This is a genomic window from Chthonomonas sp. (genome assembly GCF_035294505.1).
GTDB lineage: Bacteria > Armatimonadota > Chthonomonadetes > Chthonomonadales > Chthonomonadaceae > Chthonomonas.
In genome coordinates this window covers 1-22880 of sequence record NZ_DATGKU010000048.1, presented here as the reverse complement: position 1 = coordinate 22880, position 22880 = coordinate 1, and the positions used below count along the sequence as shown (strand labels likewise).

The following is a 22880-nucleotide window of genomic DNA, read 5'->3' as shown; positions in this document are numbered from 1 at the left end:
CCTTGCCTTTATGGTTGTTGCGGGCGGAGGTCTAGCCATACTCTCGCTCGAAAGCGGAGCTGTAGCAACAGCAGCCAGTTCTGTAGCAACGCTGATTAGTGCTAAAACACTAGCAGAGTGGATAGTCGCTACAGCCTGGGGTGTAGGTCTAAGTGCAGTTGCAGGCGCTTTGGGTGGCTTTTTTGCTGCAGTGATCTACAATACTGCCCATGAAATACAAATAGGAGCGATGATAGATGCGATTGACTTGGAAGTCTGTTAAGCCCTATTGGATGCTGCTGTGCCTCTGTGTAATGGTAGGCTTTTTCGCGAGCTTTGGTGGGTTTGTAGGAGCTTTCTTTGTTTATGATTTCTTATTTCGAGGTCGCCCTATAGCCTGGCCTAAGATATTTATTTATGAGGGAACTGGGCTAGGATTAGGTTGGTCAATGATGCTATTTCTGTTAGGGCTGTACGTGAAAAGATTCGTCCGAGAGTATGCTCATCAAAAACGGTATCTGTTGCGTGGAAGTACTGAGAAAGTTTTCCCAAGGACAGGCGATAACCTGGTGTTGTTGCGCAGCGGGGGCAGTTCGGAACCAAGAGAGAATACCTATGAGACAGCCTCGTTACGCAACGAGGAAATTGATGGGCAAAAGCAGTAAAAGTAGGATAGTGCACCAGAGGGAGAGGATACGAATTGCTGCGAGAATAACGTTAACAGGACTAGCGAGAATGGGGTAGAGGAGGTAGACCCGAGTGGGAACATCACGGCGAGTAGGAAGTACGATGTGTATGGTTTAGTGCGGAGTGGTCAGGCGGGGAGCAGCAGTCAGAAGTATGTGGGGAGTTTAGGGCATGAGAGCGACGGAGTTTCAACAATGACCATCTATATCCAACCCCTATTCTGGTTTATCGGTGCGTTTGTGGCCGGCACCATTTCAGGCAGATTGACAACGTCTGTGATGTGGCTACTAGCTTTTGGGGCAAGAAGTCCTATTCGCTTCAAGCCTCTACTAATCGCCCTTCTCGTAGCATACCCGATGACGATTATTGGATGTGAGTTGGGTGTGTTGGGTTTGTGGGGCGCGACAAAATTACATCTTCTGCCGGCCCGTACGAACCCCGCTTGGCCTTCCTTAGTGCAGTGGCTCTACACACTGGTTTTTTGGGAGTTCATGGCGTGCTTTCTTGTGTCTTTTTTTCGGAGTACTCATAAGAGAGTAAGACAGATGCTTTCTCAAATAAGTTGCGATGGGCATCAAGCTCCTCGCATTATTGAAGCAGGGCATTACGGTCCTTTTGCATTGATGGCGCTTGCAGAGTGGATTGGCCACAATCCAAAAGAGTGCTTTTTAGTTAAACCGGCATCGGCTCCGGTTAGGGAGGGACATCACACTCTTCTACGTCCGGTTCGTAAGGTGATAGAGGGGTGGCTTTTGCTTCGGTGTTTACCCGGGTCGTCCCCTACCGTTTCAGAGGAAGCACCTCACGTGGTAGGAGGCCAGCAGGATGAGACGATTTCCAAGTAGAACGGCATGGGAATGAGTAGCCCTTACCTAGTTTTGGAGGGGGGAAGTGCATGCTAACAACGCTACGAGACGAAGGCGAAATAGGTTCGGGGGTGATGTAGCCTGTTGTCAGTTATCGAAAGTTCCGGTGGCACTCGCTTCTGTGAGGGTACAAGCGTATTCTTCATACCGTTGTGCTTGTGTTGTTTGCATCCGCAACGCTTATCCTGGAGGTGACTAGAGGAATATGGAACTGTCAATGAGAGAGGAACCTGCACGGCTGTTTGAAGAGGAAGTGGAACGAACGCTTCAGCTTCTGATGCCTGTTCTCCAGCCGCTTCTGACCAACCTCAATATGGACTTCCGCGTGTATATCGCGCGTGATGAAGTACCCTTCTATATGTCAATGCTGGTTATTAACGACTACGATGCAGTCTTGCCTTTGGTGAACGATAATCGTGTTGATTGCACCCTAGAAGAGGTTACGCGGTTCTTGCAGACCTATCTGAGCAAAGCCCTGCTTCAACAACAGGGAGGTGTTCCCAAGGGGGTTCTCACTTTTCCGAAGATAGCTCCATCGGTTCGTGTAGGGCAAGCGGGTTCCTCCGAAACCGAAACGTTTCTAGGTTGTGTCGCAACCATAGTAGCCATGTCGCCGGATGCACAGGTAGGAAGCGCTGTCAGGAGTGCCTTTTGGCACAATTCAGCATGGGTGTTGAACCTGCTTGAACTGATGTGTCATGACTTGCGTGACCCTGTCATTTGGGCAGTCGGTTGGTATGATGGTGTTGGGGTCGCCTTTCTGTCGTCCTCTCGCTACCTGGCGGGTTCTCCCGTCGTTCCTACTCCACATACGGGTGGCAGGCCTCAAGAGCGTGTACCTGTGATCCTACGGTTAGAAACACCAGCTCAGCTGCTCACAGAGAGGGGCTTGCTGCTTCTTCCTCATGATATTCGTCGAGGAGATAGCGGGGCGAAGTTGCTGATCTTTGAACGGGCGGAGGAGCCGATAGAACTCTACACGCTATGGCGAGAGGGAGGGCTATCATGTCTGTTTGGAATGGAGAAGCAGCTTCATTTAAACCTCCTATTTGCCAAGGAGGAGCCGGTTCTACCGGTATTTTCGGGTCTATTAGCTCCCTATCGGAAAGGGCTTGAGGATCATATCGTGGTGTTCAGCAAACATGTGGCTGCGGAAGAGGTGTTGAAGCGATGGGCTTCTCTCCTGCGTCTGCCCTATCTCTCTTGGGAGTGTACAGAGAAGGAGTTCGGTCTGTGGTTAATTAGGCATGAGCTACCGCCAGAGCTGAACCGTCAGCTAGGTATGGCGTAGTGCAGGGCGCTGCTGGAACGACTATTTCAGAGCGGATGGATTAAGGCGACGGAGTGTGGTAACGAGCAATGGGGTAACGAATGTAACGGACACGGTCTATGATGCGAGCATGCCTGTAGAGGAGGTGGGGTATGCGCAGGGGACGAACACGCCCTACTTTGTTTACTGTAGAAATAACGTGACAACCTTTCCCGACTTTACAGGCAGGTTCATTGATCTTCTTTTGGATATATTAGAAGAGGCAGTTCAGAGCGCCTCCGACTCTATAACAGCCCAAACTATGGAGAGATGGGGAATGCAAACAATCTACGATGAAGTGGCCAGATATACCGGTGAAATCGTGGGATTTTTATTGGGAGATGAGCTTGATGGGTTCATTTACGGTAGGTTTACTGAGACAGGTGTCTGGATGAGGGTTGATCTTGATGAGGGAGTATGGTGTCAGATTTTTATAGACTTCCTTGACAGGTGGGGGCATGGAATCCCTATTTATGGCCAGCCTTGTCCACATATCGATTTTCAATTTACGGGCTGTACGAGGCCAGGATACGATCAACTGAAATATTTTTTAGAGGGTCTCTTAGAAGGATTGGAAGAGTCCCAAGGTTCCTAGGAGGTCAGAGATGGACTATAAACCTATCGCCTTGATTTCGTTTAATCGGTGGCAAAGCTTCCAGCGTGCCCTCCCCGAAACCAATTTAGGGATACCGCATCAGGGGCTTGTCAAAGACATCTACACCGCCATGACAGAGATGTCGGGAGGGGTCTTCACCTGCCTCTTGGCTCGACCGAATGCTGAAGATGAAAAGATAAGCCGGTTTCGTGCTGCTTTCTGGTATAGAATGCAGCTACCGGTGCTTGAAAAGATTTTAGAGGCTCTGACAGTTCATCAGGAAGAAGAGCTTGTTCTCTGGCTGTTCGGACTGTATACGTTGATGGACTTAAGGTATCTGCCTCTGGAGGAGTATGCGGTCATCGCGCATTTAATCAATAAGGCCCTAATTCCGCGTAGCGGTTTGTCGCCTTCGGTTCCGTTGATATTTCGCTTGTCGCCCTCTCAAATATTATCGGTTCGTAAACTCCTGCCTTCGAGCCAGGGTGTAGGTCACATGGAGGGGATACGGAACGCTTTTTTCAAGCGCTCGGTGGAACCCTTGGCGATGTATGAGGACTGGTTGAATACCATGTCAGCGGCCAGTGAGGCGATGCAGGAGGTATTACGCACCTACTTTTTACCGCAAGCACCCAAGAAGCTTACTCAGGACAAGGAGCAAGCGAGGGAGACCATTCGCCAGTTTTTAGAGGAGTTACTGACAGGTGGCGAAGGGTCTGAGGTGGAAGGGAAGAGTTCCTCTCCGGTACGGAAATGGGATGAATTTGTTAAGGGTCATCCTCGTTTTGGTGCCTATGAGCGTCTTTTTGGTAAAGAGGGTTTATTGCCGGAGGGGATAGAGCACTTGCTGATGCCGTTTGGAGTGGAGGACAGGGAGCAGCTGTTGTTTCTGAGTCGGGGGCATCATCCGAAGGAGTTAATGCTTAAGATAGGGAGAGAGTATGGCTTGCCTTTGTTAGAGACGGAATGCAGTGAAGATGAATACGCTCGTTGGGAGGCCTATGGAGAGATACCGCAAGACATTGCGGAGGAAGTAGAGCGGTTATATATGGGGACGGTTTAAGGCGGAGGAGTCTGGTGGTGAGCAATCATGGTTGAGCCGGGTGGGTTCCTCGGTGAGGCCACAGGAAGAGGGGGGTGAACTTGACCAACTTGCAATTATTGAAGAGATAACAGGAACAGAATACCTTTCGGTAGAATATATTGGACAGCTGATTGGATTATCCAGGCAAGCTATCGTGCTAGATATAGAAACAAACAGTTCTGTCGGACTCATGGAAATACGAGAAAGCCTTATGATGGGGGTTGTGCATGAACATTCCTAGACAACCAGCTTTCAGGCTGCGCATGATCTGTTTTGTGAAGGCCTCTTCAAGTCGTGAGGCGGAGGGGATGCTCCGCGCGCGTTTTGAAGAACATCCGAACAGGCTCCTCAGGGTTTGTCAAGGCAATTGGAAACTCCGTCTATCTCCTGCAGTACTTACACCTAGACCTTGTAAAATAGCTGCCCCCGAGTGGGATGAAGCCTCTCTGCTAAATTGGCTTCACTTCGGCAAGGCGGCAGACGCCCTGTGTGGTCGGGCGCTTATCCCAGAACCGTTTAACTCTCTGCTGTCAATACCTTCTCTCTACGTGCAGTGTTGGACGCTAACATTTTGTCCGATGGAGGCGGCGGCAGAGGCAATGCCTGACGCCCATCGTTTCTGTGAAGAGATACAGGTGCAGCTAAGCCATCTCTTTAGTCCCTCGTGCTATGCTCTCTGGCTCGGCCCTGTTGATGTGGAGAGTAATTTCTATTCCTACTTCGCCCTCTCAATGGACGGAGAGGTTGACTGCTATGCGAAGGCAAAGATAACGCCCTATCTTCTCAAACGTTTCCTTGTGCGTGACCTGTCGGCCACGCTTCAAACGCTCATGAAGAAGCCCATGCTTGTGGACGCTTGTGCAGGAGGAGAGATATGGAAAGTAAAACTTTCCGGCACAGAAGATAGTGGGGCTTTCTCTTCCTATCCCTTTGGATGTGAGATACTGCTGAAGCTTACCACTTCAAATGAAGCAGAAGAGGTGTCACTCGTGCATCGATTCCAACAAGCATGGCAACAGGAACGTCCTAGGCATCAACGACAAACCCTGCGGTCCCCGGTGTTGAAGCTAAGACGAACATCTCCCAAACAGGCTATGCTTGATATTGAGCGTCCATGGGAGGTCGGTAGCACCGTTCGTTCCTATGCTATTCAACCGTCTCCGCTGCCGTACTACGTTCCCTCCCCATTATGTCTCTATACCAGCGGTCCTTACGTAAAGCCATCTAGGGCAGGAAAGTTTGCTGTTACCTGGCCATTTAGGCCATGGCTGGAGGCCCTAGAGGCTGAGGTTCTCGATTTCAATGCGGGTTATGCAATCGGAAGAGGGTGCTTGCTGGTTTTAAACGAAGAGCAAAAGGTATGCTCCGAAGAAATCGGTACGATGCCGCCATGGGAATCCTTGCGTGGAGATCGTATTGAGGGACCTCTCTGTGCTTTCAATAAGTCAGGCCTGTTTTTTCACCGTGCGGCTCTCTATATCCATGCGGATACGCGGGAGCAGGCCTATGAGATGGGTTTACAGTGGCGCAGAAGCGTTACGGAGCGGTTGCGGGCTTTGCTAGCCCGTTCCGCATGGAAGTACAACGGGTTTTTCATGGCCTCCTTTCCTCCGGTCTCAGAGTGGATACAGTGCAGAACGCCCTGCGACGAGATATTCTAGCGTAAGGTAAGTTAGATACGCATGCTTATATAAGAGGTAAAGTATGTCCAAGGAGCGAACACACTCCTTGCTTCCATCGTAGCCTTTGTTATAGGCTATGCAATTGCTATTGAACTCGAGCGGGCCTTCAGTTCAATCGAGAACGATAGCAACTATTCTGGAAAAGTTGTTCGGCGACAACTCAAATGATTCGTGCTTGGAGTAGACATTGAAAAGGAAGCACCAGGACACAATGTTATTAAAACAAGTCGTTGATTTTCGACGGTCTTGTTTTACATGCATAATGGCTCTTTGTGAAGTAGATGTTCTGATAAGTCTTATGGTCATACTCTTCGCAAGGCTAAATAGGCATCTTCCTATCCTATTTCAGATCGATTCTCGTCGCTTGCTTCAATATTGGCACAACATCGAATATTATGTAGTATATCTCTTCATCGTTTTAGGAGCTATATTCTTGATGCTCCTCGCCTGTGAAATAGGCTTAAGAGCCTGTTGCAGGTATTGGAAACGGGATTTGGCATATGAGACCGAAGACAACAAGATGTTATTGCGACCGTATGCCCATCGAGAGAAGGATGAGTCACTTATCCATACAATAACAATGGTTTTTCGTATTCCCAGTCTATACCTTCTGCGCTGTCTAGGGAAGAAGGATCGAAAAAATGATACGAAAGGCAGTGTGAAAATAACCTTTGAAGCGCGTTTTTTTAGGCGTTCGACGCAAGAGAGAGGCACGCTTTTACGTCCGGTATTGAAACGGTTCCGTGGAACAGAGGAGGTATCAAAACGGTGTGTAGATGCGGAAGTGCCTAAGGATCAGGCAACAGATACTTATCAGAGTATAGAACGCTCCTAAGGATAACGACACATGGCGATGGAAAATCGATCTCTAAGCCGCGTTTTGGCAAGAGAGTTGGCACGGACTCTGTTCGATGCCAAAAGTAAATGCGAGTTTATTATTGATACGGAGGCCATGACCGTTCATGAGTTGCTTATGCGTTTCAGGAAAAACTTATTGGCCTCAAGGATAACGGACATGCCCCTTAAAGAGATTATGGAGAACGAAAATGAGGTGCCCTGGTGGGAAAAAAGGTTTCAGCAACTGTGGGAGCGCTATGTGGTCGAACGCAATGCCAAAGTAATCGGCCGGTCTGTTAGCGCAAGAGCTGGCGAGAGAGATTGATCAGTTACAGGATAAGGTGAAACGGCTTCAAGAACTTCTTGAAACGGAGCCTACCTAGGCAGGGAACGGCCGAAGCTATGAAAGCAAACTTGTTTGCTGTGAGGAGGATAAAATATCAAAATCAAAGCAAAGTCGGATTTGTGATTATATTTATAAAGGCTTGGTTAGAGCCGTTGCCCGAGCCGAAATAGCCTGCGGGTCAATTATTTGGAAAGAAGCACTACGGGAAAGGAAGTTCAGGGAACGGCTTAAGCAAGACTTATCCGAAATGACGATGCCGGATGTCCAGAAACTACAGGATGATGAGAATCTGCCGGAAGCATTGCGCTCTTCGGTAAGAGAAGCTAAACAACTGCTTGAACGTCTTGAAACCGATCGGAACGCGCTGGCGGCGACACCTGTGGGGCTATTGGCGCAACAGATCGAGGAGGATTTAGAAGAGGTGCAAAAGAAATACGAAAACTAACCAGGCTGCTAGAAATTGAAAATATTTAGAAGCGCCAGTCGTGTAGTTTGGAGACTGAGAATTAGGTTGAGGTGAAGAGATGCCTGAACCGAAGGAACGACCGAGTATCCGCGATGCCTTGGCTTTAGAGATTGTGGAGTTGCTAGGCATAGCGATAATTCACTGTGGTCTTATTATGAACCGAGAGATGCTTAGTGAGGAGGTGCTAGTTCAACGCTTTAGAGAGAGCCTAACGGAGACGGCAGGTAACTCAACCGAGCCAGATTTGCCCGAGGCATTGAGAGGAGCAACATTTTGGATGGAGCTTCTTCAACGGATGCGGGAGAGCCCTGGTGCGGAGCAGAGCGTAAGTGCCGTGACGCCGGCAGGTCTGCTAGCTCAGGAGATAGAGAAAGACTTGGATCAGGTGCTTGTGAAGGCGAAGCAACTCTATTTACTTCTTGAGGAAGCAGATTCTTCGTCCTGATGAGCCAGCTTGATCATGCGTTTGGATACTACTTAAGAAAGGGAATGAGCCAATGGGTCAGAGCGTTGTCCCCACCGAATGGGTGATGAGCCTGGGAAGTTTTCTTCTATGGCTATGGGTGAGCTTGGAGAAGTACCGCCGAGGCGGCCTCACGTGGAGCCGAAGCAAGCTTGCTTCCATCGTCCTATGTACTGTAGGTTGCCTTCTTTTAGTGTTTCTTGGGGTCAGTCCGGGAGCGCAGTTGTTATGGACGTTTTATATTGTTGGTCTGAGTTTGTGTTTATGGGGGAGGGCGGAGCGACTTAGGATGTCGGTAAGATGGGTTTTATGGATAATTCTTGGGTGTACTGTTTATATAGTGGAGCTGCTTTTGCACTTTAGACCCCCCTTTTCCCAGCACGCTTATGCGAGCTATTGGTATTTGCAAGGTTATGTAGGTAGCATGACGATTTCCGTTCTGATCTATGAGTATATCCTCGATTTGATAAGAAATCGGCTGGCTAAAGCATCCTAGGAGTTAGGGAAGTAGGGCATGATGAAGACAATAACTTGCCTGTGCAGCTGCCGACCGGTAACGAAGGGAGTAGTCCGAAGGGGAGCAGCAGTCGGAGGGATGGGGGGGATTAGGCCATGAGAGCGATGGGAGTACGGGTTTGATTTACATGCGTGCGCGGTACATGGACCCCGTGTTGGGCAGGTTTCTCAGTGAAGCTCTCGGAAGAGATGGGCAGTATTGGTTTGTGTGTTGAGGAAGTTCTCACTTTTCTGGAAACCGACGATGTTTGAACCGTACTGTCGTAAACTGTGGCAGAACATGTTTCGGGAAGCCTCGCGAAAAGTAGGCTTGCCTCCCTCTGCCATCGTGTTGGATGACCAGACACTGACCGTCCAAGTAGTTTCGGATCGAGATGGCATGATGCACCTCCTGTATCTTACGGAAGCCTTGTACAATCACATGCTTCATCGGAGACGGGCCAATGTTATTAGGTGCATACGAAAAGCTATTGCCATACAGGGTGTTGCTTGCATCCTAGCGGTTTGCCTTGTACCTCACATGAGTAAACTAGTTGCTGTAGGAATTAGTGTTCTGCCGTATATTTTCTTTATCATGTTTGAGTTCTGGCGAGCAGAATGTGAGGGAAAAGCCTTTCGGCTCAGCATGCGTTCGACCGTTCAAGCGCTGTGTTTGACCATACGCCAACGAGAAAGTCTTACCGATACAGAGTGGCAATTGCTCTTGAAATGGCTTCCTACACTAGGCAGAACCTTGTGCTATTCGCTCAGTTGTGCGTTGGTGCCTCATCTGCGCGCGGATGAGACCCAGAACCGGCAAGGCGAGGAGCTAGCGAGAAGGTTAAGTGTTGCGTTGCCTTCTCTATTCCGCAAGCTGCGCAAGTTCTCCGGTGATAAGGAGCGGCTTCGGTATCATCCCGATTTCGTCTTAGCGGCGCTACACAGGGTTAGCGAAGGACATGGGATGTCTGAGGAGTTGTATTGGGTCTTGAAGCGGCTGTCAAGTGTGTTTCAAGGGGAAGAGATAGGGGAGGTTGCGGAACGCCTGTTGGCGAAGTGGTCAAGAGAACGTTTGAAGGCAGAGGAAGCGACGAATTTAGTTAGAGCCATGGATACTCCCCCTTCGGATGCCGAGCAGGGGTTTCTTTTACGCGGTCATGTGGGGGGTGTAGATGACAGGGTTCCGTCGGAGCTGTTGCGTGCCTATGGCGAGGCGGAGTCGCAGGGAGAGCCGTAGGGAGCGAGCACCGATTGGGGTTTTAGCCAAATGAGCCGGATAGCGGAGATAGGTTGGATTAGGAATATTATAGCGGCAAGGAAGTACGATGTGTATGGTTTGGTGCGGAGTGGCCAGGCAGGGAGCAGCAGTCAGAAGTATGTGGGGAGTTTAGGGCATGAGAGCGAAGGGAGTACGGGTTTAATTTACATGCGGGCACGTTACATGGACCCTGTGTTAGGTAGGTTCATCAGTGAAGACCCAAGTCAGGATGGGGGGAACTGGTTCGTGTATTGTGATAGTAACTCCATAAACTTACAAGACCGAAGTGGCAAAGACGATGCTACGAATTGGCTCACAGTAGGGTGGATGTTCGCCATAGCCTCCTGGATAGTAGCAGTTTATGGATATTTATGGGGGGCTGCAAACATTAAGCCGTCTGTAGACAGTGAGCCCGAAGTCAGTGATCCTTTGATCGTGCAAATGCCAATACCGGCTGTAGCTGCGGTTCAAACTTTAGCGTTACTTGCTGTTGCCGCGTTTAACGCTGCTTTCTTAGGTCTCCCAAGAAGTATGGGTTGGACGGGAATAGACCTGGATTTGATTTTTGGTGGTCTTGACATTATGGTAAATCTCGCCAATGCGTACAAGTTTCCATTAACAATACTAGGATCAGCGAGCGTTGCAGTGGGAAGTGCTTATGTTTATGGGCTTGCTACTATAGGTGCCCTAGCTGCCTGTGATGATGCCTTCTTGGAGGGGGTCTGAATGCCAACGCGAGAATATATAACTTTCTGCTCTCTTTGCGCCCTTTCTTCCTTCCTCATCTGTTGGACGAGGGGATACAAAAACCTGTCTGAGAGGAAGAAGCCGATTGTTAATCTGCTTTTACTTGCTCTCGCACTGATCTTGACCTATGTGCTGTATTCCAAAAATCCCGCCGTTGTTGGAGCTTCTCAAGCTCCGACATTGCTAGGGATATTGGTAGCGAATAATTGGCATCAAATACTTTCTGAGAAGAAGCATCGAGTATGGCAGAGGAAGAATGCAGCTCGTAACAACCTATTATCACCAGCATCGCCACCTCTTGTTGATAGTCGTCAATGCTTACTCCGTTCTGCCTGTTGGATTGATCCTTCCTCCCTTCTGCGGCCTTTCAAGCCTGGCGTATCGGCCTCCAAAAAGGATAAGATGTCTGCGCCGGAGTGTACTGAGAACTACATAGGTGAAGACAAATGAAATGCGAAATCTATGCGTGTACGGACAAAAATAACGCCAACATGTTGGTAAGCCGGAATGGGAGCGGTTATGTCAACGATTTAGACGGGAACACGCTTTGCGGCCTGAGGAGAACACGGCGCATACATGCGCGCTGCCTAGGCCATGTGTGCATCTTCCTTCGTGCGTATCGGCCCCCGCTGTAAGCGTTGGTACAACTCCGCCCACTCTTTCGAGCCGTCGTCGGCCAGCGTCTCCATGCGCACGCCGCGCTCCTGAACAGGCTGGTTGCCGGCCAAGAAATCGTCCCAACACTGCTGCATGTCCCGATACCACATCGCAAACCCCTGAGGCCACACCACCTGCAAAAGAAGCCGTGGACGCGGCAGAGCGTAGGGCGGACGCATTCGATAGCGTGTCAAGGCCTCTTCATCTACCTCAACCCCTAGCCCCGGCCCCTCCGGCACGCGCGCATAACCGCCCACAATCTCAATGGCACTCTTCAGCAGGTCGTCGGCATAGTTGTTGAGGCAGTTCACCGCCGGCCATACCGCCCGCTTTAACACGGCCCCTAAATGCAGCGAAAGCGCCGTGGTGAGACCGGTGCCCACCATCTGCAACCAAAACGGCATCTCGAACGCATCGGCTAGGGCGGCCTGGCGCAGAATGGAGGCGATGCCTCCGCTTACCACAAAGCCGTCGCATACGCCATCACGTGCGACGGTGGGAAAGGGCGGTTCGCCGAAATGGAGGGCGATGGGCCGCGTGGTCAGCGAGCGTAAATGCCGATTGCCCTCCACGTCGCGTTGGAAAATGGGCGATTCGTAGATGGCTACGCGCCCATAACGGTCGAGTTGAGAGAGCACCGGCCCCGCGTTGCCGGCGGTGAGCAGCATCTGATTCCAGTCCAAATCCAGCTTGAAACTGGGGGGAGTGACGCGACTTATGGCCTCGACTTGGGCGTAGATGTCCCACCACGGCCGGGCCTTAATTTTGTAGGAGGTGTAGCCGTGCGCTACGGCCTCCTTGGCCTCCTCGGCAAAAGCCTCCGGCGACATGTCAATATTCCACCAGCTGATGGGGCACCAATCGCGAACCTTCGGCAGGTTCAGCAAGCGATAGAGGGGCACCTCCAATGCCTTCCCCACCACATCGTAAAGAGCCATCTGCAGCCCGGCCCCAAGCCTATCGTCGCCCAAAAGCTCCGCCGGATTGCGGCCGATTACGCCCTGAACGGCCTCTTCCGATACGCGCCCCCACGTGTAGTGCAGCAATGTCTCCCCGAAACCTACCAACCCGCGCACGTTGGTGGTTACACGAATGACCTCGCTAATGCCCCATTGCCAAACCTCCCGCTGGTTCCAAACCTGGCACCGCGGGGTGAACGGCACGTGAACCACAATCCGTTCAACCGTCTTTACCTTCAGGCCGGATAGTCGCATCGGTGCTCCTCTCCATATTCTGCGCTTGGTTTATCACATAGTACGACAGACCTTAGCCGAAAACCTTTAGGATACTCCGCCTGGTCTAAAGCCCGGCGGCTTCTCGCAGTAGAGGGTGGCACAACGCCTACTCCTACGCTGCAACTAACGTCTGAAATGGGTAGGCACAAGTCCCACCCCTACAGCCTACTGTGTACGTGAAGCCTGCCTTGAGGGGAAGGGCGCCCTACCCCAGAAAATCTTGCGATTTTCTGGGGACCCCAGTACTGGCCTTGAGGGGAAGGGCATCGGCCTTGCAGAGCCGAAGGCACCTATCATTTCGAGCCGAAGGCGAGAAATCTTGAATTTCACTTCCCACCCGTTCTGAGGGGGTAGGGGTGGGGCTGTAGAAACTGCTGGCTTCACGGCTCTAGAGCCGACTCGTGGAGTAAACCGGCTTTGTTCGCCCCCTATTCCTACCTTTCCCCCTATTAGGGAGAAAGGGGGCGGTTATGTTGAGTTCGCGAAGGGAAGGTTATCAAAGGAAACCGCTGGTGAACTTATTGGTCTCCCCTCTCCCTGATAGGGGAAGGGTCTCGGCACCCCATGTCACCTCGAAGCGAAGCTGAGAGGTCTTCGCATTTCATTCTCGCTGAGGGGAAGGGCGTCGGCCTTGAAGGGAAGGGGGTCGGCTTTGAAGAAGCTGGAATCGAACCTGTCCCAGTTGGGCATGGTTTGCACAACGGCACCTGTGCTTCTAGGGAGGCGGCCGCTCTGCTCTGCCTAAGGGCTGGATGCCTCATGCCGCAATGGATGAAAAGGCAGGAACCGAGGGCTGGGATGTCCAAATATGTCGAGGAATTTTTTAGGAGGAGCTATGGGCGATCATCAGAATGTGGTTGTGGACATCGGAATTAACGGAGCGTTTTTAACCCGCCGCTGGGAGGAGCCGGAGAACTGGATGCGGCTTACACGAGAGTGTGGCTTCGCCGCCCACTCCTTTTGTGCCGATGTCATAGACCCTTTTTTCTCGGGCGACCGGCAGTTTCAGCTAGAACAGGCCCAGGCGGCGCGAGAGGCTGCCGTCCGTTACGGAGTCACCATCTGCGACCTCTATACGGGCGTGGCCACCCACCGTTTTCACGGTCTCTCTCACAGCGACCCTCGCCCCCGCCGGCGCATGAAGGAGTGGATAGAGGCCGCCGCCGAGATCGCAGTCACATTGGGAACCGATCTGCTAGGAGGCCATTGGGATGCCTTCTCCTGTGAGGTGCTGGCCGACCCAAGGCGCACGCAAGAGGCTACGGCCCGACTGCATCAAACGTTTCGTGAGTTAGCCCAACAGCTGCGCTCTAGCGGCCTGCGCGCGCTGATGCAGGAGCAGATGTACATTCCCAGCGAAAAGCCATGGACGCTTGAGGAGGGGGAACGCTTTCTTCTCGAGGTCAATCGCGATAGGGGAGATGCCTTGCCGGTGCTGCTGACCCTGGATGTGGGCCATCAGGCGGGCATGCACTACGGCCTCTCCGGTCCCGACCTCGATTATACCGAATGGATACGTCGGTTCGGCGCAACCTGTGCCGTCATCCACTTGCAGCAAACCACCCCCGACGCCTCGCACCATTGGCCCTTTACGGAAGAGTACAATCGGCGCGGCCACATCCGCATGGAAAAGGTGCTGGAGGCTCTGAAACAGAGCCATGCCGAATACGAGCAAAATCCGCTGGCCCAAGTGCTACCAAGGGCAACCAAACAGTGGCTTGTGGCCGAGATCATCCCCGGCTCCACAAAAACGGAGGCGCAACTGCTGAAGGAGTTGGAGGAGACCGCGCGATTTCTGCGTGGCTACGTTCCCGAAGGGGGCCTGGTGCTGTGATATTTTTCACACTATGAAACAATTTTGGAGCGCTTTCGTCTATGCAGTTAAGAAACGAGCAAAATGTGGAACAACAGAAGTTGAATCTGCTGTTGTGGTTAGTACCGAAGTATGTTGAGGTAAGGAATGGATCAGGAAGAGAAAGCGCTCTATCTAACCGAAGAAGAGGCCTTGGGGCTGCTGGAGTTGGCGCTGACAAGCGCAACCGAAATGAGTGCGGAGCAACGCAGCGCCCTTATGAAGCTTACCGCCTTTTGCAGAGAAGTATGGAGTCGTAACGCAACATGCGACGACAAACAGAAGCGGGAGGAGGAGCCGTGTTCAACCTGCGGCTCACCCTCCTGATGTCTCCTCCTTGGCCGGCGTTGGTTCCGCTGTCGCCAGCCGTTGTGCATAGCGGCTTTTCGGCCGATAACGCCTAATCCACTCCGCAATCTGTTTCGCCCGCTCCTCCTCTCCCAAATGCCGATAGGCCAATAACAGCCGATAGTGTATCTCTCCATCCCTATCAAAACCCATGTTGCCAAAGCGATGAAAGTACTCCAGCACGGCGGCTGCATCGGCGTAGCGCTTCTGCGCTAAGCGACGAAACCCCAGTTCTCTCAGCTCTACAAACAGCTTCTCAAGCCAATAGCGCGAGATGAACGAAAGCGCAAACACAATGGCTATGTAGAAATAGAACAGGTTGTAGCTGCGAAAATGCGGCGCCACCAGCGAGAAGATGATGGAAAGAAACAGCACCAGAAGCAACAGAGCCCCTAAGCGCTTCCAATAGCCCTTGAACAGCTTGTCGGCCTCTTTTAACGTCTCGGCAGTAGGCGTTTTGACACCGGGGCGATTGTCCGGCGCGGAAGGCGTTGCCGTATTCTTCTGTTTGCGCCCTTTCGACCGTAGTCTTGCCATTCTCCCCTCCTAAAAGCGTTCCCGTAACTGCTTACGCAGCAAAACAAAGAAGAGTGGCACGCCGAACAGCGAAGTGACCACCCCCACCTGAATATCGAACAGGTAGACGCGCGCAAGCCAATCGGAGAGCACCAAAAGCAGCGCGCCCAGCAACATGGCCGTTGGCAATAGGTGCCGATGACGCGGCCCAACCAACTGCCGCGCGGCATGAGGCGTCACAAAGCCGATAAAGGCGATGATGCCGGCCGTCGCGACTGCCGCTGCAGTAACAAGCGCGCCCGCCACGATGATCGTCCGTTTCAATCGCTCGGTATGTACCCCCAAGTGCGCCGCCGTCTCCTCTCCAAAAGTGAGCAGGTCGAGCTGCGGTGCCATTCTCCACAAAAGAAATGTGCCAAGAACGCCGAAAGGCAGCAGTAGACCCAGTTTTTGCCAATCCACGCTCTCCAAGCTTCCGAAGAGGGTTGCCATAATGCGCGCTTCTTTGTCTGCACCGGCCTGCATTCCCAAGGTCACGATGAGCGGTATCAACGACCAGCAGAAGGTACCAACGATCACCCCCGCCAGCAACAACGTTTGGGGAGAGATGCGCCCCCCCACCCTGGTAATGAACAGAACGAACCCTACCGCGAGCACGCCGCTTGCGAAGGCCGCCACCATTTGGGCGTAGCCCCCAAGCCAGGCGGTTCCCCCTAGAATGACGATGAGCAGGGCGCCTAAGGCCGATCCGGAGGCAATCCCCACCGTGTAGGGATCGGCCAAAGGGTTCATGAGAAGGCTCTGAAACGCCACGCCGACGGCTGCCAACAGCATGCCCACCAACGCGCCGGCCAACGCGCGGGGAACGCGCTCCTGCCAGACGATGACATCGGCATAGGGCACGGTGGCGACTTTAGGCACCACGGGATGGAGGAAAGGAATATGGCGTAAGAGCGTCTGCGCCACGACGGACGGGGTCACCACGCGCGCCACATCGGAGGGCCCCATCCAGATGTCGAGCAGCAACGCCCCAAGCAGCAACAGCGCGATCAACAGCAGGAACAGCAGGGTGCGCCTCCATCGCCTATCCTCGATGGGCGGCTTTCCATGTCTAAAACGCTCGATAGTTTCCTGCACCTGTGCCATTTTAAGGCGCCGTCCTCGCCAGGCTGGAACGGGCGAAGCGAGCCATCTCGTGGGGATGCAGGTAGCGTGCCAAAACCACAACGGCGTCCGCCATGCGGGGGCCGGGACGTTCCAACGTGTCTACCGCGGTGAAAAAGCGGTTGTTGCGCACCGCCGGCACCGCTTGCGCCCATCCGGGGAGGCGACGTATCGCGGGCACGAGTTCAGGGGCGCACAAGATAACCTCCGGCTGAAGCGCGACGGCCTCCTCCGGGGAAATAACGTTTCCGGGAGGGGGTTTGGCCACCACATTAACCCCACCCGCGATGGTGATGAGGTCGTTGATGAACGAGTTAGGGCCTGTGGTGTAGAGCGGATTGGTTCCGTAGAGAATAAGGACACGCGGCTTGTGCGGCGCCTTCGCCACCGCCTTGCGAACCGCATTGAGCTTGGCCTGAAGCGAGTTGACCAAGACTTGAGCTTGCTTTAGGGTACCGGTAGCCTCCCCGATGATCAGAATGGAGTTCATGACGGCTCCCACGCTGCTTACGTCTAAGGTGAGCTGAGGGACGCCCGCCTTTTGCAAAGGCGCAATAAGGTTGTGATTCAGGTCTTTAAGGTCAAGCACCAGATCCGGGTTTTGTGCTAAAATCGGCTCGATGTCGCTGCTAAGGGCGTTGAAGTGGGGCTTTTTCTTTGCGTCCGGTGGGTAGTCACAAGCGGTGGTATCGAGCACAAGGCGATTTTGCAAGCCGAGTTTGTAAAGAATTTCGGTGATGCTGGGCGCGCAAGAGACGATACGCTGCGGATAGCGTGTCAGTGTTAGGTGATGTCCGGCCGCATCCACCACGCCGGCTATTGCGCCCGAAGACGGTTGCGGGGCGGTGGCGGCTCGGTTTGCAGAAGGCGATTTGCTGCAACCCGTTCCAGTTCCCCAGATCAGCCCTACAACCAAGGCGACCAGCGCGAATCTTTTCATGAGCGTCTCTTCTTCTGGGTGAGTAGGAGTTGTTGATCGGCGAGAGCACGGAGGGCGTCAAGTTCATCCGGGCGAAGTTTACGCCAGGTGCCCGGAGCCAGACCTTTAAGGCGTAGGTTCCCGAACCCGATGCGGGTAAGCTGGCGGACCGGGTGTCCTACGGCCTCCATCATGCGACGTACCTGGCGATTACGCCCCTCTCGAATGGTGATGTCCAAAATGGTGGACTGGGTGCCCTTATCGTAATCCACAAAGCGCACCTCTGCCGGTGCTGTTGGGCCGTCCTCTAGCCACACGCCCTCGGCCAGGTGGCGGGCGGCCTCCGGCCCCACAAACCCCTTGGCCACAACGCGATAGGTTTTAGGAATTTCGAAGCGCGGATGGGTGAGTTTGTAGGCCAAATCGCCGTCGTTGGTTAACAGCAACAGGCCGGAGCTGTTGATGTCGAGCCGACCGACCGGATAGACGCGGGCGGGCAGTGGGCCCACAATATCGAGCACTGTTGGACGACCCTGGGGGTCTTGCACGGTGCTTACCACCCCAACGGGCTTATTTAGCATAAGGTAAAGAAGAGGTTGTGCGCTTTCCAGGGCGATGCGCTCTCCGTCCACGGTAACCACATCGCTTGCGGGGTCAATAGGCTGCCCTGGCTCGGTTACAACCCGGCCGTTCACGGCCACGCGCCCCTGTTTTATCAGCTCGGCACAGGCTCTACGAGAGGCGACTCCAGCGGCGGCGAGCGCCTTTTGCAGACGCACCGATTCCTGCGACATAACGAAAGGATACCAGACAAAGAGCCAAAATGGCGGCATCCCGAAGCAGAGGCGGCCAGAACGAGGAGGGCGCCTTGGTAAGCTCCTTCACGGCCACACCGTCGCCCAACTCCGCCACAAGGGGCACCTGCACTACAGGAACCCCGTTAACCAGCCCGATAGCCTCTCCCACCTTTTCGCCGGGTTGCACCGGAGCCGAGATCGGGTTGAGACGCATCTGCACTCCCAATGAGGCATGGGCTTTCTTCGGCAGCACCACCTCCAGTTTATCTGCCGTTCGCACGGGAATGCGCGGCGCGACGCCGTGCACCACCGAGCAGACCCCCACCGGTTGGCCGGCCGCTTCGAGCAGATGAGGCGCAAAATTGTGAAAACCGTAGTTCATGAGCGCTTCGGTATCTTTTACGAAATGGGGGCAGTTTAACACTACGGAGATCAGCTCCCAGCCGTTTCGCGTATCGGAGCCGACAAAGCAGTGGCCGGCAGGCACCGTCCAACCGGTTTTAATGCCGTCGGCACCTGGAAAGTGGCCCACGAAGTGGGTGTGGTTTTGCATTACCACATCATGCTTGTCTATGGAGCGTTGAATAACCGCTTTGGTAAGCCCCACCACCTCGCGGATGCGTGGCACCTGCATGGCAGCGCGTGCAATGGTGGCGAGGTCGCGTGCGGTGGTGTAGTGGCCTTTTTGGGTGAGGCCGTGAGGGTTCATGAAGTGGGTATGTTTGCAGCCTAGCTCTGCCGCTTTCTGGTTCATCAGGGCAACAAAAGCCTCCACGCTCCCTGCGGCTTTTTCTGCAGCGGCCACCGCGCCATCGTTTGCCGAGCGCAGCAGAAGGCCACGCAGCAGATCGTGGGCAGTAAGGCGTTCCCCCACCTTCAGATGCATGGAGGATTGAGGGGTAGAGGCCGCTCGCTTGCTGGCCACAATGATGGCGTTGTCGGGCACGCGCTCGCAAAAGATGAGGGCCGTCATAATTTTGGTGCAGCTGGCCATAGGCAGCTCAAGGTCGGGATTGTGGGCGTAGAGCACTTGGCCGTCGGCAGCATCTACGAGGATGGCGGCGCGCGCATGAATGGGCGGCGGCTCGGGGAAATTGGGCAGCGGTTTGGGGTCTACCGGCTGGGGCGGCACAAAGGTGGGTGGTACGGGGGCCGCTGCCGGAACCAGCTTGGGCGTCGTGGCAATGAACCTCGGCCTTAAAGGCGAATGCGGCGAGGTTTTATGCCAAAACTTCCAAACCAGACAACCACCTAGAATCGCCACAATACAGCCGAGAAGCCACCAAGGGCGATGCGGCTTCGGCGGTGACGGTACCAGGTGCCCGGGACGATAGAGCGCTCTTATGTTTCTCCTCCTGCGATGCCTACAAATCGGCAGATAGGGCGTTAGAGGTGAAGCTATTTTAGCAGGTTTTTGGAGAGAGTGCAAGCGGGGCGACGGAGAGAGAAGGATTTTTGGGAGATGTGGTATAATATAAGTAATGGGTTTAGGGAGTGTGAGTTTTCTTCCGACCCATCTTTTTAAAAACCGTTTGCTAAACATGTTTAGCAAGTTAGAATTCTCTAAAGGAGCTAAAAGTGATGAACCCAGTTCGCACAAAACAAGGAGCTTTTACGCTTATTGAGTTGCTCGTAGTTATCGCTATAATAGCGATACTTGCGGCCATTCTCTTCCCTGTTTTCGCGCAGGCTCGCGAAAAGGCGCGGGCTGTCTCTTGTCTCTCAAATGAGAAGCAGATCATGCTTGGGGAACTGATGTACACGCAGGACTACGATGGTGTGCACAGTTGGACATGGGGCTGGGCGCCTTCCTGGGTGCCCTGGCATCAGCAGATCGACCCCTACATCAAAAACAAGCAGATATGGCACTGCCCGGACGACGCTTGGAACCGTGGGCAAGATGCGGCCAACCCCAAACAGCCTGCCATTCCGGTGACCTACAGCCAAAACTTTATGTGGCCTCTGAACGGCTGGGGGTGGAGCTCAAGCTCCCCTAGCTACGAGATGTCTCCGGCCAGTGCGCCCGATTCGAGCATCACCAACCCGGCGACCACCATCTTTGTGGCCGAGCGTCCTAACTGGTACCATCAATGGAGCGAGGGGTGGGCTACCGAGGTCTTCTGGAACTACGGTGAGTTCAACATGCAGGGGGGCGGGGCGACCATCCATAGTCAGGGCAGCAACTACGCCATGTGCGATGGTCACGTCAAATGGATGCGCGAGGATGCCACCCGCCAACCTATCGGCATTCAGGTTACAAGCCCAGACCCCGTGCTGGTGCAATCGGGCGTTTGGCCTAACGGCATGTGGGACAAACGTCAATAGTTTAGGAGGATACCCCCCGTGCAAAAAGAGGTCAATCCGGTGCTTGTGATCGCAGTAGTGGTGGTGCTTGTGGTGGGCATTGTGGGGGCGCTGGTCTATTTCACCAGCCCCCACACCCCACCTGGGGTAAAGTACACGCCGGGCGTACCCCCTTGGAAGAACGGGCAACCCTACCAGCCCTGGCAGGGCATTAAGCAACAGGGGCAGTCGGCCGGCCCCATGGGCGTTCCGGCAACTCCGGCAGGCTCTGCTGCTGCGCCCGGTGCGGTGCCGCCGACAGGCCATTAGTCTTTGGATGTTGAGGTGGGGAGCTTGCTTCCCACCTTAAACCTGGTTCGTTTTGCCGGTTGGCGCGAGAACCATTTCATGAGGGGCTGGTAACCTCAAGGCCCCCACCCCCCCCGCCCCTCAAGGCCGACAAGGGGTCCCCAGAAAATCGCAAGATTTTCTGGGGCAGGGCGCCCTTCCCCTATCAGGGAGAGGGAGGGCTACTTCCCCCGCGTGCGGGGGGATGAGAGGGGGGCTTTGGCGTCGGCATTCTGCAACCCCACTCCTTTCCCTCAGAACCGGCGGGAATTGAAATTCAAGATTTCTCGCCTTCAGCTCGAAATGACAGTTGTTCATCTCGTCTTCGGCTCGAAATGACAGGCGTATCGCCGGCTCTTCAAGGCCCCCATCCTCCCGCTCCTCTCCCTATCAGGGAGAGGGGAGACCAATAAGCCACCTCTCGGTCTCCGTTGATAGTCTTTTCTCTGGCAACTAACCATAACCGCCCCCTTTCTCCCTGATAGGGGGAAAGGAAGGGATAGGGGGCGAGCAAAGTCGGTTTGCTCCACAAGTTGGCTCTAGAACCGTGAGATTGTCAGCCTCACCCCTTCCCCCATCAGGGCTGGTAGGTATTGAAGCCTAAGATTTCTCGCCTTCGGCTCGAAATGACAGTTGTTCATCTCACCTTCGGCTCGAAAGGACAGGCGTATCGCCGGCTCTTCAAGCCCCTCCCCCTGCAGGGGGAGGGAGGGCTAGCTTCCCCCGCGTGCGGGGGGATGAGAGGGGGGCTTTGGCATCGGCATTCTGCAACCCCTCCCCAACCCTCCTCGTACATGGGGAGGGGGTAAGTCCAAAACCGGCATGAGGCGCGCTGCCGTACCAACCCTCCGCGTACATGGGGAGGGGGCACCTCGCGGTGGACAACTCAGCGGCCAGAAAGGTTGTCTTAACCGCCTCTTTCTCAGGCCGCTGCATCGCCGTGCGCTAGCACCTCCCGAGTCGGGGGAAAGGCCGGGATAGGGGGCGAGAAAGCCGGCTTGCGCCTCAGATTGGCTCTAGAACCGCACGATGCGAAGGATGGCAGTCTTTAGGAGTGTCGCCAAAAGGTTAAGACAAGCCCACCCAACACGATAAGGCTCCCGCCCACAAACGTTGAGGGCTTCGGCCGTTCCTGGAAAAACCAAAACGCAACAAACTGAGAGACCACAAAGAAAACAGCGATATAGACTCCAAGAAGGCGCCCGAAGTCCCATCGTGGCAGATTCACGCAGAGGCCATAAAGCGCAAGTACAAGCGCCCCCAGGGCAGCGCTCGCCCATCGCTCGTGCTTCAGCCCATAGCGCACCAAAGCATCGCCACCCACCTCTAACCATGCTGCAAGCAAGAGAAAGAAAAGTACGTTCCCCATGCTCTCTACCTTTGCGATAAAGTAGGTCTATTTTGTCACAGCGGAGACGCTTTTTCGTTCTTCATCTCAAACAGGTCGGCATCTCCCCGTGAAGGGCATGTCGCCCTGTTAAGAGGGCTATGGGTGGTTGACAGACATGTAAAATGTATGCTACACTGTAGCCGTCTCGAAAAAATGCGTGTTGATTTGGGAACATCAACACGCGATGAAGCGTTAGATATAAATGAAAATCGAACGCTTCCGTGTGTTTACCGAAGTCCTCACTTCCGGTCGAAGGGTAGCGTAAGCCATAGGAAATGACCATCCGCGCTGAGGCGGTCTTGGGAAAGAAGCAGGATACAAAGGATACTCTTCTGGAACAGGGCGCCTAGCAAAAGGGTGTACCGTTTCGGGCTGGCGTTGCTGCCTTCGTTCGGTGGAGGAGTTCGGGAACCAACGGAGCGCGTTCTCTCTGATGTCGAGAGGCGCGCTCTTCGTGTGCCAAAACCAAACTCAAAACTTCCACTAAGGAGGCAAAAGATGCGAAAGGTATTGCCCTACCTAGGCACCTCTCTCGCGCTGCTTGCCGCCGCCTGGGC

22 protein-coding genes are annotated in these 22880 nt (G+C 53.8%); 14 read left to right on the top strand and 8 right to left on the bottom strand.

The genetic code is table 11. The features are described from left to right. The 8 genes from VKV18_RS02225 to VKV18_RS02190 all read left to right on the top strand — a co-directional run. On the top strand, positions 1-262 hold a 262-nt coding region (locus VKV18_RS02225), incomplete at its 5' end, for a hypothetical protein (RefSeq protein ID WP_324202601.1). A gap of 1487 nt (positions 263-1749) precedes the next feature. Next, positions 1750-2823 carry a hypothetical protein gene (locus VKV18_RS02220; protein ID WP_324202600.1) on the top strand — a complete coding sequence of 358 codons (1074 nt, stop codon included), beginning with the start codon at positions 1750-1752 and terminating at the stop codon, positions 2821-2823. A gap of 55 nt (positions 2824-2878) precedes the next feature. Next, the gene (locus VKV18_RS02215) at positions 2879-3436 is read left to right on the top strand and encodes a hypothetical protein (RefSeq protein WP_324202599.1); all 558 of its coding nucleotides are present in this window, start codon (positions 2879-2881) and stop codon (positions 3434-3436) included. Positions 3437-3446: 10 nt separating this feature from the next. Beyond that, entirely contained in the window at positions 3447-4499 is a 1053-nt protein-coding gene (locus tag VKV18_RS02210) for a hypothetical protein (RefSeq protein ID WP_324202598.1), read from the top strand. A gap of 620 nt (positions 4500-5119) precedes the next feature. Further along, positions 5120-6181 carry a hypothetical protein gene (locus VKV18_RS02205; RefSeq protein ID WP_324202597.1) on the top strand — a complete coding sequence of 354 codons (1062 nt, stop codon included), beginning with the start codon at positions 5120-5122 and terminating at the stop codon, positions 6179-6181. 874 nt (positions 6182-7055) lie between these two features. Next, positions 7056-7364, top strand: a complete 309-nt coding sequence (locus VKV18_RS02200) for a hypothetical protein (protein ID WP_324202596.1) — start codon at positions 7056-7058, stop codon at positions 7362-7364. Positions 7365-7632: 268 nt separating this feature from the next. Then, positions 7633-7830, top strand: a complete 198-nt coding sequence (locus VKV18_RS02195; protein WP_324202595.1) for a hypothetical protein — start codon at positions 7633-7635, stop codon at positions 7828-7830. Positions 7831-7909: 79 nt separating this feature from the next. Then, entirely contained in the window at positions 7910-8296 is a 387-nt protein-coding gene (locus tag VKV18_RS02190; protein WP_324202594.1) for a hypothetical protein, read from the top strand. A gap of 702 nt (positions 8297-8998) precedes the next feature. Here VKV18_RS02190 and VKV18_RS02185 read toward each other — a convergent pair. Beyond that, the gene (locus VKV18_RS02185; protein ID WP_324202593.1) at positions 8999-9211 is read right to left on the bottom strand and encodes a hypothetical protein; all 213 of its coding nucleotides are present in this window, start codon (positions 9209-9211) and stop codon (positions 8999-9001) included. A 244-nt stretch (positions 9212-9455) separates the two neighbouring features. On the opposite strand from VKV18_RS02185, the gene VKV18_RS02180 reads away from it, so the two are divergent. Beyond that, positions 9456-10046 carry a hypothetical protein gene (locus tag VKV18_RS02180; protein WP_324202592.1) on the top strand — a complete coding sequence of 197 codons (591 nt, stop codon included), beginning with the start codon at positions 9456-9458 and terminating at the stop codon, positions 10044-10046. 30 nt (positions 10047-10076) lie between these two features. Continuing rightward, positions 10077-10793 carry an RHS repeat-associated core domain-containing protein gene (locus tag VKV18_RS02175; protein WP_324202591.1) on the top strand — a complete coding sequence of 239 codons (717 nt, stop codon included), beginning with the start codon at positions 10077-10079 and terminating at the stop codon, positions 10791-10793. A 608-nt stretch (positions 10794-11401) separates the two neighbouring features. Here the strand turns inward: VKV18_RS02175 and VKV18_RS02170 are convergent. Then, positions 11402-12685 carry a mandelate racemase/muconate lactonizing enzyme family protein gene (locus VKV18_RS02170; protein ID WP_324202590.1) on the bottom strand — a complete coding sequence of 428 codons (1284 nt, stop codon included), beginning with the start codon at positions 12683-12685 and terminating at the stop codon, positions 11402-11404. A gap of 856 nt (positions 12686-13541) precedes the next feature. On the opposite strand from VKV18_RS02170, the gene VKV18_RS02165 reads away from it, so the two are divergent. Next, positions 13542-14540, top strand: coding sequence for a sugar phosphate isomerase/epimerase family protein (locus VKV18_RS02165; protein WP_324202589.1), 999 nt, complete (start codon positions 13542-13544; stop codon positions 14538-14540). 126 nt (positions 14541-14666) lie between these two features. Next, positions 14667-14885 (top strand): hypothetical protein, encoded by a 219-nt coding sequence (locus VKV18_RS02160; protein WP_324202588.1) that lies wholly within the window; start codon positions 14667-14669, stop codon positions 14883-14885. Here VKV18_RS02160 and VKV18_RS02155 read toward each other — a convergent pair. From VKV18_RS02155 to VKV18_RS02135, 5 genes are read right to left on the bottom strand one after another with little or no spacing between them, the layout of a single operon-like run. Then, a complete protein-coding gene (locus VKV18_RS02155) occupies positions 14874-15443 on the bottom strand; it encodes a hypothetical protein (protein ID WP_324202587.1) in 570 nt (189 codons plus the stop codon). The genes VKV18_RS02160 and VKV18_RS02155 overlap by 12 nt on opposite strands. A 9-nt stretch (positions 15444-15452) precedes the next feature. After that, on the bottom strand, positions 15453-16568 hold the full coding sequence (locus tag VKV18_RS02150) for an iron ABC transporter permease (protein ID WP_324202586.1): 1116 nt from the start codon (positions 16566-16568) through the stop codon (positions 15453-15455). Position 16569: 1 nt separating this feature from the next. Then, complete coding sequence (locus VKV18_RS02145; RefSeq protein WP_324202585.1) at positions 16570-17526, bottom strand: ABC transporter substrate-binding protein; 957 nt, start codon at positions 17524-17526, stop codon at positions 16570-16572. After that, complete coding sequence (locus VKV18_RS02140; protein ID WP_414647169.1) at positions 17523-18278, bottom strand: pseudouridine synthase; 756 nt, start codon at positions 18276-18278, stop codon at positions 17523-17525. Before VKV18_RS02140 ends, VKV18_RS02145 begins: the two co-directional genes overlap by 4 nt. Next, on the bottom strand, positions 18238-19566 hold the full coding sequence (locus tag VKV18_RS02135; RefSeq protein ID WP_324202583.1) for a D-alanyl-D-alanine carboxypeptidase family protein: 1329 nt from the start codon (positions 19564-19566) through the stop codon (positions 18238-18240). The genes VKV18_RS02140 and VKV18_RS02135 overlap by 41 nt, the downstream gene beginning before the upstream one ends. Positions 19567-19883: 317 nt before the next feature. Between VKV18_RS02135 and VKV18_RS02130 the strand changes: the two genes are divergently transcribed. Together VKV18_RS02130 and VKV18_RS02125 are read left to right on the top strand one after the other, a co-directional pair. Continuing rightward, on the top strand, positions 19884-20627 hold the full coding sequence (locus VKV18_RS02130; protein WP_324202582.1) for a DUF1559 domain-containing protein: 744 nt from the start codon (positions 19884-19886) through the stop codon (positions 20625-20627). 18 nt (positions 20628-20645) lie between these two features. Then, positions 20646-20915, top strand: a complete 270-nt coding sequence (locus VKV18_RS02125) for a hypothetical protein (protein WP_324202581.1) — start codon at positions 20646-20648, stop codon at positions 20913-20915. A 1066-nt stretch (positions 20916-21981) separates the two neighbouring features. On the opposite strand, the gene VKV18_RS02120 is transcribed toward VKV18_RS02125, so the two are convergent. Then, on the bottom strand, positions 21982-22302 hold the full coding sequence (locus VKV18_RS02120; RefSeq protein WP_324202580.1) for a hypothetical protein: 321 nt from the start codon (positions 22300-22302) through the stop codon (positions 21982-21984). Positions 22303-22880: the final 578 nt, after the last annotated feature.

Excerpts from the sequence above, each read along its gene's own strand:
- VKV18_RS02210 (WP_324202598.1), top strand. The coding sequence starts at position 3,447 with ATGGACTATAAACCTATCGCCTTGATTTCGTTTAATCGGTGGCAAAGC.
- VKV18_RS02175 (WP_324202591.1), top strand. The coding sequence starts at position 10,077 with ATGAGCCGGATAGCGGAGATAGGTTGGATTAGGAATATTATAGCGGCA.
- VKV18_RS02190 (WP_324202594.1), top strand. The coding sequence starts at position 7,910 with ATGCCTGAACCGAAGGAACGACCGAGTATCCGCGATGCCTTGGCTTTA.
- VKV18_RS02205 (WP_324202597.1), top strand. The coding sequence starts at position 5,120 with ATGCCTGACGCCCATCGTTTCTGTGAAGAGATACAGGTGCAGCTAAGC.
- VKV18_RS02170 (WP_324202590.1), bottom strand. The coding sequence starts at position 12,685 with ATGCGACTATCCGGCCTGAAGGTAAAGACGGTTGAACGGATTGTGGTT.
- VKV18_RS02145 (WP_324202585.1), bottom strand. The coding sequence starts at position 17,526 with ATGAAAAGATTCGCGCTGGTCGCCTTGGTTGTAGGGCTGATCTGGGGA.
- VKV18_RS02195 (WP_324202595.1), top strand. The coding sequence starts at position 7,633 with ATGACGATGCCGGATGTCCAGAAACTACAGGATGATGAGAATCTGCCG.
- VKV18_RS02160 (WP_324202588.1), top strand. The coding sequence starts at position 14,667 with ATGGATCAGGAAGAGAAAGCGCTCTATCTAACCGAAGAAGAGGCCTTG.
- VKV18_RS02120 (WP_324202580.1), bottom strand. The coding sequence starts at position 22,302 with ATGGGGAACGTACTTTTCTTTCTCTTGCTTGCAGCATGGTTAGAGGTG.
- VKV18_RS02220 (WP_324202600.1), top strand. The coding sequence starts at position 1,750 with ATGAGAGAGGAACCTGCACGGCTGTTTGAAGAGGAAGTGGAACGAACG.
- VKV18_RS02130 (WP_324202582.1), top strand. The coding sequence starts at position 19,884 with ATGAACCCAGTTCGCACAAAACAAGGAGCTTTTACGCTTATTGAGTTG.
- VKV18_RS02180 (WP_324202592.1), top strand. The coding sequence starts at position 9,456 with ATGCGTTCGACCGTTCAAGCGCTGTGTTTGACCATACGCCAACGAGAA.
- VKV18_RS02185 (WP_324202593.1), bottom strand. The coding sequence starts at position 9,211 with ATGCCATCTCGATCCGAAACTACTTGGACGGTCAGTGTCTGGTCATCC.
- VKV18_RS02150 (WP_324202586.1), bottom strand. The coding sequence starts at position 16,568 with ATGGCACAGGTGCAGGAAACTATCGAGCGTTTTAGACATGGAAAGCCG.
- VKV18_RS02200 (WP_324202596.1), top strand. The coding sequence starts at position 7,056 with ATGGAAAATCGATCTCTAAGCCGCGTTTTGGCAAGAGAGTTGGCACGG.
- VKV18_RS02165 (WP_324202589.1), top strand. The coding sequence starts at position 13,542 with ATGGGCGATCATCAGAATGTGGTTGTGGACATCGGAATTAACGGAGCG.
- VKV18_RS02155 (WP_324202587.1), bottom strand. The coding sequence starts at position 15,443 with ATGGCAAGACTACGGTCGAAAGGGCGCAAACAGAAGAATACGGCAACG.